Source organism: Streptomyces sp. NPDC047043, assembly GCF_040644055.1.
Lineage (GTDB): Bacteria > Actinomycetota > Actinomycetes > Streptomycetales > Streptomycetaceae > Streptomyces.
Genome location: NZ_JBEYVO010000081.1, coordinates 1 through 9654 on the forward strand (window position 1 = coordinate 1; position 9654 = coordinate 9654).

Below are 9654 nucleotides of genomic sequence, written 5' to 3' on the forward strand. Positions count from 1 at the left end.
AAGGGCATCACCGTCACCGCATCGCCCGGCTGCCAGCCCTCCACGCCCTCCCCGACCGCCACGATCCGGCCCGCCATCTCATGCCCCAACACCGCGGGCGCACCCACCCGCGCGTCCATGTCCCCGTGGAAGATGTGCAGATCCGTCCCACAGATCCCCACAAACGCCGGAGCCAGCACCACCTCCCCCCGGCCCGGCGGCGCCTCCTCCACCGCCGTCGTGTCCAACACACGAGCGGAGACATAACGAACAGCGAGAGTCATCGTGAAGTCAGGGTCCCTTCCGCGCGGACGCCGATGGTCAGCAGCAGGTTGGCGTAGGTACGGGTGTCGGCGGTGACGATCGCCAGCGCCAGGTCGGGCGAGCGGGCGGCGTCGTAGAACGCGAAGCGGCCGAGCGTCTCGACCGGTACGGGCGCGAGCCGGGAGCGGTACTCCGCGATCGCGGGCGGCTCGGGTTCGCCCTCCGGCGGCACCATCACATGGGCCGACTCGACGGGCAGCGCACGCAACAGAACGTCGAGGACGCTGGTGACGTCGAGGAGCCCGGGGGCGAGGTTGAGATGCACGGTCCTGGCGCGCTCGCCGGTGGCGGTGCTCGCCGGGTAGTGACCGTCGGCTAGCAGGACACGGGCGCCGTGGCCGGCGCCGGCGAGGGCTTCGAGGATGCCGGGGTGCAGCAGTTCGGTCAGGAGCACGCGGCCGTCCCCTCGGTCCGGTGTGCGGGAAGGCAGTAGAAGGAGGCGGCCGTACCTGCGAGTACCGCCTCGGTCTCGCTTGCGGAGCAGTCGTGGAGAAGTTCCTCGACCGTCCCCGCCCAGCGGTTCCAGCCGCCGGCGAGGTCGCAGACCGGCCAGTCCGAGCCGAACATCAGCCGGTCCGGGCCGAAGGCCGACAGCAGTACGTCCCACGCCGGCCGGATGTCGTCGAGCGTCCACGTGTCGTGGTCGGCCTCGGTGACCAGCCCCGAGACCTTGCACCGCACCTGCGGGTGGCCGGCCAGTTCTCCCACCTGCCGTGCCCAGTCCTTCAGTTCACCGGTGACGAGGTCCGGCTTTCCCGCGTGGTCGAGGACCAGCTCCAGTCCGGGGAACCGCTCGGCCAGGCGGATCGCCTGCGGGAACTGGTGACCGCGGATCAGCACGTCGTAACCGAGGCCGCGTTCCTGGACCGCGCGCAACCCCCGCTCCACGGACGGCTGTTGCAGCCACGCAGGGTCCGGCTCGCCCTGCACGAGGTGGCGCAGGGCCCGCAGGTGACCACCGCCGGGCCCGTCCCGCAGCTCGTCGAGTACGTCTTCGATCGTCGGGGAGGCCAGGTCCGCCCAGCCGACGACGGCGGCGACGAGCGGGTCCTCGTCGGCCAGGGCGAGCAGTTCACGGGTCTCGGGCAACGATGTCACGCACTGGACGACCACCGTGCCCGTCAGCCGGCGGCCCGCGATCGGCCGGGTGGCCTCCGCGCGCAGGTCGGCGAGGCCGAACGAACGGCGGATCGGCTCGTGTCCGGGCTCGTCGAGCCAGGGCTGGGGTCGGAGGTCGAGGTCCCACAGATGGTGGTGGGCGTCGACCAGGGGCAGCGGCTCAGACACGGGCGGACCAGACCGGGCCGTCGGGGTAGGTGTACTCCTTGAGGGACGCCTGGTGCATCTGGGCGCTCAGGCCCGGGAGTTCGGGCGCCAGGTAGTTGCCGTGGGCGATGCGGACGGGGTCGACGAAGTGCTCGTGGAGATGGTCGACGTACTCGATGACCCGGTCCTCGGTGGTCCCGGTGACCGCGACGTAGTCGAACATCGACAGGTGCTGGACCATCTCGCACAGGCCGACGCCGCCGGCGTGCGGGCAGACCGGGACGCCGAACTTGGCGGCGAGCAGCAGGATCGCGATGTTCTCGTTGACGCCGCCGACCCGGGCGGAGTCGATCTGCACGATGTCCACCGCGCCGGCCTGCAACAGCTGCTTGAAGACCACCCGGTTGGCGATGTGCTCGCCGGTGGCGACCTTGATGGGAGCGAGGGCCTTGCGGACCTCCGCGTGGCCGAGGATGTCGTCCGGGGAGGTGGGCTCCTCGATCCAGTACGGGTCGTAGGGGGCCAACGCGCGCATCCAGTCGATGGCGGGCTGGACGTCCCATCTCTGGTTGGCGTCCACGGCGATGCGGATGTCCGCGCCGACGGTCTCGCGGGCGGTGCGCATGCGCCGGATGTCGTCCTCCAGATCGGCGCCGACCTTCAGCTTGATCTGGGTGAAGCCGTCGGCGACGGCCTCGCGGGCGAGGCGGGACAGCTTCTCGTCGGAGTAGCCGAGCCAGCCGGGGGTGGTGGTGTAGGCGGGATAGCCGTGTTCCAGCAGGTGGGCGATGCGCTCCCCGCGTCCGGGTTCGGCGCGGCGCAGGATGTCCAGGGCGTCCTCGGGGGTGAGGGCGTCGGACAGCCAGCGGAAGTCGACCTGGGCCACCAGCTCCTCGGGCGTCATCTCGGCCAGGAACCGCCACACGGGCTTGCCGGCCCGCTTGGCGGCCAGGTCCCAGGCGGCGTTGACGACGGCTCCGGTCGCCATGTGGATGGCGCCCTTCTCCGGTCCCAGCCAGCGCAGTTGGGGGTCGTGGACGAGAGAGCGGGCGAAGGCGCCCAGGTCGCCGCAGACCTCCTCGACCGACAGGCCCACCACGTGCGGGGCGAGGGTGGCGATGGCGGCGGCCTGGGCGTCGTTGCCGCGGCCGGTGGTGAACGCCAGGGCGTGGCCCTCCAGTCCGTCGCCGGCGTCGGTGCGCAGGACCACGTAGGCGGCCGAGTAGTCGGGCTCGGGGTTCATCGCGTCGGACCCGTCCAGGTGCTCGGACGTCGGGAAGCGCACGTCGAGCACGTCCAGGGCGGTGATGCGGGCGGATGAGGGCACGGCAGGCGTCATGGTGAGAACTCCTGTGAGGGTCGGTCGGGCACTCGGCCCTTCGCGACGGGCAGTACTGAGCGGTGATAGGCGTTCCGGCGCCGTTGCCGGTCGGTCAGTCCTGGACCTTGCCGCCCGTGATACGGGAGATGCAGAGGGCGACCAGGATGATCAGGCCGTTGAGGGCTCCGATCCACTGGGCGGGGACGCCCGCCAGGGTGAGCACGTTCTGGATCATGAAGAGCAGCAGGATGCCGGTGAAGGCCCCGAACATCGTGCCCTTGCCACCGTTGAGGCTGATCCCGCCGATGACGGCGGCGGCGAAGACGGTGAAGATGTAGCCGTTGCCCTGCGCGGAGGCGACCGAGGCCAGCCGTCCGGAGAGCAGCAGTCCGGCGAGGGCGGCGAGCAGGCTCCCCGTGACGATGACGATGGCCAGCACCCGGTCGGTACGGATACCGGCCGCCTTCGCGGCGTCGACGTTGCCGCCGATGGCGTACAGGGAGCGGCCGAAGCTGGTCCAGCCGAGGACGACGATCGCGACGGCGAACAGCACCAGGCAGACCCAGATGGAGGCGGGCATGCCGAACCATTCGGCGGTGCCGAGGTAGAGCATCGACTCGGGCAGCTGGAAGAAGGTCTGCCCGCCCGAGATGCCGGTGAGGATGCCGCGCAGGACGATCAGCATGCCGAGGGTGACGATGAAGCCGTTGAGGCCGAACCGGATGATCAGCAGCGCGTTGACCACACCGATCAGTACGCCCACCGCAAGCGTGACGGGGATCGCCCAGGCACCGGGGAGCAGGCCGAGGCCGTGTCCGGCGCCGGTGGGCACCACCAGCCAGGCCGCGACGCCGGGCGCGAGGCCCATCGTCGACTCCAGCGACAGGTCCATCTTCTTGACGATCAGGATCATCGTCTGGGCGAGGACCAGCAGGGCGATCTCGGACATGGTCTGCAGGACGTTGATCAGGTTGTCCGTCTGCAGGAAGATCGGGTTGACGATCTGGCCGACGATCGCGATCACGACGATGGCGGGGACCAGGGCGAGGTCGCGCAGCCGGGCGAGGGGGACGCGTCCACCGAGCAGCGCGCGCCGCCCGGGCTGTTCCCCCGTCTCGGGCGCGGGGGTCTCCGCGAGGGCGGTTTCAGGCATCGAGGTCCACTCCTTCCATCGCGGCGACGAGGTCGTGGTCGTGCCAGCCGCGGGCGATCTCTGTCGTCATCCGGCCCTGGAACATCACCAGGACCCGGTCGCACATGCGCAGGTCGTCGAGTTCGTCGGAGGCGATGAGCACTCCGGTGCCGGCGTCCGCGGTCTCCTCGACCTTGCCGAGGAGAAACTCCTTGGACCGCACGTCCACGCCCGCCGTCGGGTTGATCAGGACCAGCAGCCGGGGGTCGTCGGCGAGGGCGCGCGCCATGACGACCTTCTGCTGGTTGCCCCCGGACAGTGAGGAGACGGGGAGTTCCGGTCCGGGCGTCTTGATCGCCAGCTTCTCGATCATGTCCCCGGCGAGCCGGTCCCGGCGGGCCCTGCTCAGCAGACCGCGCTGCGCGATACGGCCGGGCACCGACAGGGTGGCGTTGTCCGCGATCGACATGTCGGGGACGAAGCCCTGGTGGTGCCGGTCCTGCGGGACGAACCCGGCGCCGGCGGCGAGCGCGGCCGGGACACTGCCCGGCCGGGGCCGGTTCCCAGCGATCTCCAGCTCGCCTGACCCGGCGGCCCGCAGTCCTACGACGGTCTCGGCGACCTCCGTACGACCGCTGCCCGCGGCGCCCGCGAGCCCCACGATCTCACCGGCGCCCACGGTGAAGCTGATGTCCTCGAACACGCCCTCGCTGCCCAGGGCGCGCACGTTCAGGGCGGCCCCGGCGGTGGTGTCGGGACCGCCCGCCCGCTCCGGACGGTCGGACACGGCGGCCTCACCGGTCATGGCGGCGACCAGTTCGGTCCGCGGCAGCGCGGCGACCGGGGCGGTCACGATGTGCCGGGCGTCGCGGAACACCGTCACCATGTCGCAGATCTCGTAGATCTCCTGGAGGTGGTGGCTGATGAACAGGAAGGTGACGCCCTGCCGTTGCAGGTCGCGGATCCGGTCGAAGAGCCGGTTGATCGCGGCGGCGTCGAGCTGGGCCGTCGGCTCGTCGAGGATGATGAACCGGGCCCCGAAGGACAGTGCCCGAGCGATTTCGACGAACTGCCGCTGTTCCACGCTCAGATCGCCGGCCATGGTCTGCGGGGAGACGTTCACCGACCAGGTCGACAGCAGGTCCTGGGCCCGGCTGCGCATTGCCTGCCAGCTGATCAGGCGGCTGCGCCCGCTCTGATGGCGGTTGAGGAAGAGGTTCTCTGCCACGGTCAGTGTGGGGATGATCGTCGACTTCTGATAGACGCAGGCCACGCGCTGCCGCCAGGCGTCCCGGTCGGCGAGCCGGGGGGCCGGCTCGCCCCCGAAGGTGACCGTGCCCTCGTCCGGGGCCTGCAGACCGGTCAGGACGGACACCAGGGTCGACTTGCCTGCTCCGTTACGGCCGACCAGGGCGTGGGTCTCGCCCGGCCGGACGGTGATCCGGGCGTCGCGCAGGGCCACCGTCGGACCGAATCGTTTGACAATGCCCGTCGCCTCGACGACGGGCGGGGCTGCGGGGGCCCGCCCGTCGTCAGCCGGGGCGGGCGCGGGGGTGACTGCTCGCTCCCCGTCGCTCATCTCAACCGCCTTGAAATCGTGAGCTGTTGGCTTTTCCGACGGACCATCAATCGAGGTTGTTGCCCCACAGCGACTTGTCGTCGCTCTTCACGCTGGGCACACCGCCGTAGGTACCGCCGTCGGCGGTGACCAGCGGCGCGGACAGCTGGTCCTCCAGCAGACCCTCACGGACCTGGATGATGGTGCTGTCGTGGTCGGTCTTGCCCGGCTTGAAGGTCTTCCCGTCGATCGCGGCCTTCAGGTAGTAGAGGGCGTACTTGGCGTAGAGGTCGGCAGGCTGCGAGACGGTGGCGTCGATCTTGCCCTCGGCTATGGACTTGAGCTCCTCGGGGATGCCGTCGTTGGAGACGACGTACACGTGCTTCTTGTCCGAGGGGTCGACCAGCAGGCCCTTCTGCTTGAGGACCTGGAGGGTGCCGGCCAGGGCGAAGCTGGACTGCATGTAGACGCCCTTGATGTCCGGGTTGGCGGTCAGGTCCGTCTGGAGCTTCTGCGCGGCGACGGCGCCGTCCCAGTTGGTGGCCTCACCGAACACCTTGATGTCCGGATAGTTCTTCTTCATGCACTCGTTGAACGCCTCGGTGCGGTCACGGCCGTTGATGGAGTCCAGGCCGCCCTGGAGCATCACGACCTTGCCCTTGCCGCCGAGCTTGGTACCGAGGTACTGGCAGGCCTTCTCGCCGTAGGCCCGGTTGTCCGCGCGCACCACCATGAACACCTTGCCGCTGTCGGGGCGGGTGTCGACGGTGACGACGGGGATCTTCTTCGCCTCCAGCTGCGCCAGGGTCGGCGCGATGGCGGCGGTGTCCTGCGGGGCCATCGCGATGCCCTTGACGCCCTGACTGATGAACGTCTGCGCGTTCGACGTCAGCTTGGCGACGTCGTTCTGCGAGTTGGTGGTCTTCAGGGAGAGACCGAGCTCCTTGGCATACTCCGGCGTGTACTTGATGTACGAGTTCCAGAAGTCGGTGTCGGAGCGCGGGTAGTCGACGCCCACCAGCGGCTTGTCGCTCGTCGTCGACCCGGAGTCGGAGCTGGAGCTGCAGGCGCTGAGCAGGGCCAGAGCCGAGCAGGCCGATACCGCGGAGAAGAGAGCAGTTCTGAGTCTCGTCATTGTTCCTCGCACTGATCCGGCGGGTGACTGTTTCCCCGATAGATGGGATGTCTTTATAGACAGAGCCCGACCGGGCTGTCCATACCCCTGACGCAGAAACTCGAAATCCGCTGGTAACAGAGTGGACTCGAAGACTGACCTCTCGCCACAGAACCTGGAATCAATCCCATCAATGTCGATGTCCACTGGACGGATCACACCTGCGGAAGGGGCGGGGGCCGCAGGTCGCGGCAGCCCCCGCCCCTTCCGGCGGTCGATGTGACAGGACCGGAATCAGCCCTGCTCACGCACCAGATGGACGAGCGCGGAGGCGTAGTCGCGGCGTCCAGGTGCAACGGCAGTCCCTGGCTGAGCAGGACGGCACCGGTGAGCGCGTCCCGGTAGCGGGCGGCCGGATCGAGCGACCGCAGCGGCAGCGGACGGTCGTGGTGACCGAAGCGCCGCGCCCGGAGCAGGACGATCACCGCGGTCTCGCGACCGTCCGGCGCGAGGTACTGCACGGCGCTCAGCTCGCCGTCACCGACGGGCCGCAGCCGGTAATGCTCGCCCCGCTGCACCAGCTGCCGTACACGCTTGCAGGCGGCCCCCTGCTCCGCCGCCCGCGCCAGTTCGCCCTCGTCCCAGCGGTTGAGGTCGCCGCCGCCCAGCACTCCGGCCATGGCGACACGGAAACGGAAGTCCAGGGGCAGTCGCCGTCCCGGGTACGGATTGGTGTCGGTCGCCCAGGCGCCCATCACCCGCGCGGGGTGGACCTGCGCCCGCCCGCAGTTCCCACGTCACCGGGTCGTGCCCGAACCCGGCCGCCAGGGTGCCGCGCCCGAAGGGCAGTCGCTGTGCGGTCAGCTTCCAACTGCCGCTCCAGGCCAGCGCGCAGGACCAGACGGCGCCATGGTCCTCGCCGGCCCGCCCGTCGTCGATCATAGCCCAGGGGTTGGCCTGGTGACCGGTGGTACCACGGCGGCTGATGAAGACCGTCTCGCCGCAGGACAGCGGCGTCCGGTTGAGCTGTGTCTCGGCGGACCACTGTCCGTAGGACTGACTGAGCCAGTACTCGCCGAGCACGGGCAGCATCCAGGTGGCGGAGTCGGCCCTGACGGCGGTGACCGGTCCGTCGGCCTCGGTGCCGGAGTGCCGCAGCACGAGGTGGCGTTCCATCACATCGGAGTGCGCGCGCAGGCGGTAGTGGGTCTCCACGGTGAGCGAGTAGTGCCGGTCGTCGAACCGCAGCGCCAGCGTGACGCTGCCGTCCGGGTGTTCCGCCGTCTCGGCACCGGCGAGGACCGGCTCCAGGTCGCGTACTCCGTCGGCGAACCGGACCTGCACCGCCGCCTGGGCATACCGCATCTCGCCGGCCGTGTCGGCGCTCTGGCCGCCCCGCACGGAACAGAATGGTGTCCGCGGTGAGGACGGTCACCGAACGCACCACTCCCCCGGCCAGCGCCCTGGCCAGCCGGTCGGGCCGGTAGCCCGGCGCCCCGATCACTCCAGGACCTGCTCCCGGGTGGCCGGTTCACCCTCGGCCTGCCGTTGATCACACGGGACACGGTCCGGTGGGAGACTCCGACGGCCTTGGCCATGTCGAAGATGCCGACCGCCCTCTCCGGGCCGGCCCCACTCCCCGGTGAGGTCTCCGCGCCCTGCCGGGACGCTGACTCCGCTGGTCCACGGGCACAGTGTTATCGCTAACGCTTGCCGGTCAAGCCGGGAATGAGCGAGGTACAGGTCATACATGTGATGTCCATGGGAGACACTGGGGGGAAATTTCTGGTTTTGCTCCGCCAACCTCTTTGTTTCCAGCGACTATTCATCCCTGCACGAGGGTTGACCTGTCTGACACACGGATGAGATTCATAGGTCACATCAGCCCCCCCCCGTCCCCTGATGCACCGGGAGTGAATCGTGTCCGGAAGTCTGTCCCGCCGCCGACTCATGGGCGCCGCGGGTGCCGCCGTGGCCGCCTCCGCGCTGCCCGTCGTACCCGGCCTCGACGCACTGAGCCGGGCCGCCGCGGCCACCCCGCAGGACAAGCTGAGCAAGCTGGTCGACCTGCGGTTCGGCATGTTCAACCACTTCAACCTGGGCACCTTCACCGACGAGGAGTGGGCGGCCCCGCACCAGGACCCCGCACTGTTCGCCCCGACCGCCGTCGACTGCGCCCAGTGGGCCGCCGCCGCGGCCGCCGCGAAGATGAGCTACGGCGTGCTCACCACCAAGCACCACGACGGCTTCGCCCTGTGGCCCACCGCCTACGACACCCAGAACGTCACCCACAGCGGCTATCCGCACGACATCGTCGACCAGTACGTCACGGCGTTCCGCGCCAAGGGCCTCAAGATCGGCCTCTACTTCTCCATCTGGGACCGCACCCACACCGTCGAGGCCTACGACACCCGCCACGGCGTCGGCACCAAGGAAGCCATCCAACCCGCCGACCTCACCCTCATCCTCGGTCAGATCACCGAACTCCTCACCAACTACGGCACCATCGACATGTTCGTCACCGACGGCTACGCCTGGCAGATGGGCCAACAGGCCGTCTCCTACCAGCGCATCCGCGAGCACGTACTGTCCCTCCAGCCGGACATCGTGATGATCGACCATGGAGCGCTGTCGGTGCCGTTCCTCGGTGACGCCATCTACTTCGAGGAACCCCTCGGGGTCACCTCGCCCGCCGGGAACACCTACGCGTCACTGCAGGGGCAGACGATCAGTGACGGCTGGTTCTGGCACCCCAGCACACCCACGACGGACCCGATGAGCAAGGCGTCGATCCTCTCCCACCTCGCCGACCTCGAACCCAAGTACACCTCCTTCATCCTCAACTGCCCGCCCAACCGCGACGGCCGCCTCGACACCAACATCGTCACCCGCCTCACCGAGGTCGGCGCCGCCTGGAACCCCAACACCTCCAGAGCACCCCTGCCCACCCAGCCCCTACG

The 9654-nt window shown here is 69.5% G+C and carries 9 protein-coding genes and 1 pseudogene; 1 reads left to right on the top strand and 9 read right to left on the bottom strand.

The window, feature by feature from the left end:
- The 9 genes and pseudogenes from ABZ880_RS54150 to ABZ880_RS54190 all read right to left on the bottom strand — a co-directional run.
- Window positions 1–263 (bottom strand): alcohol dehydrogenase catalytic domain-containing protein (locus ABZ880_RS54150; protein WP_361279338.1); only part of this gene is annotated, 263 nt, incomplete at its 3' end.
- On the bottom strand, window positions 260–697 hold the full coding sequence (locus tag ABZ880_RS54155; protein ID WP_361279340.1) for an RbsD/FucU domain-containing protein: 438 nt from the start codon (window positions 695–697) through the stop codon (window positions 260–262). The genes ABZ880_RS54150 and ABZ880_RS54155, both read right to left, overlap by 4 nt.
- Window positions 688–1590 carry an amidohydrolase family protein gene (locus tag ABZ880_RS54160; RefSeq protein ID WP_361279342.1) on the bottom strand — a complete coding sequence of 301 codons (903 nt, stop codon included), beginning with the start codon at window positions 1588–1590 and terminating at the stop codon, window positions 688–690. The genes ABZ880_RS54155 and ABZ880_RS54160 overlap by 10 nt, the downstream gene beginning before the upstream one ends.
- The gene (locus ABZ880_RS54165) at window positions 1583–2908 is read right to left on the bottom strand and encodes an L-fuconate dehydratase (RefSeq protein WP_361279344.1); all 1326 of its coding nucleotides are present in this window, start codon (window positions 2906–2908) and stop codon (window positions 1583–1585) included. The genes ABZ880_RS54160 and ABZ880_RS54165 overlap by 8 nt, the downstream gene beginning before the upstream one ends.
- A gap of 94 nt (window positions 2909–3002) precedes the next feature.
- Window positions 3003–4043 carry an ABC transporter permease gene (locus tag ABZ880_RS54170; protein WP_361279346.1) on the bottom strand — a complete coding sequence of 347 codons (1041 nt, stop codon included), beginning with the start codon at window positions 4041–4043 and terminating at the stop codon, window positions 3003–3005.
- Window positions 4036–5601 (bottom strand): sugar ABC transporter ATP-binding protein, encoded by a 1566-nt coding sequence (locus tag ABZ880_RS54175; protein WP_361279348.1) that lies wholly within the window; start codon window positions 5599–5601, stop codon window positions 4036–4038. Before ABZ880_RS54175 ends, ABZ880_RS54170 begins: the two co-directional genes overlap by 8 nt.
- A gap of 46 nt (window positions 5602–5647) precedes the next feature.
- On the bottom strand, window positions 5648–6715 hold the full coding sequence (locus tag ABZ880_RS54180) for a sugar ABC transporter substrate-binding protein (RefSeq protein WP_361279350.1): 1068 nt from the start codon (window positions 6713–6715) through the stop codon (window positions 5648–5650).
- Window positions 6716–6909: 194 nt separating this feature from the next.
- Complete coding sequence (locus ABZ880_RS54185) at window positions 6910–7374, bottom strand: GH36 C-terminal domain-containing protein (protein ID WP_361279352.1); 465 nt, start codon at window positions 7372–7374, stop codon at window positions 6910–6912.
- 166 nt (window positions 7375–7540) lie between these two features.
- Window positions 7541–8059 (bottom strand): annotated as a pseudogene (locus ABZ880_RS54190) (glycoside hydrolase family 36 N-terminal domain-containing protein); the annotation flags it as partial.
- Between the two features lie 585 nt (window positions 8060–8644).
- Here ABZ880_RS54190 and ABZ880_RS54195 point away from each other — a divergent pair.
- The coding region (locus ABZ880_RS54195; protein WP_361279354.1) for an alpha-L-fucosidase at window positions 8645–9654 on the top strand (1010 nt) is incomplete at its 3' end.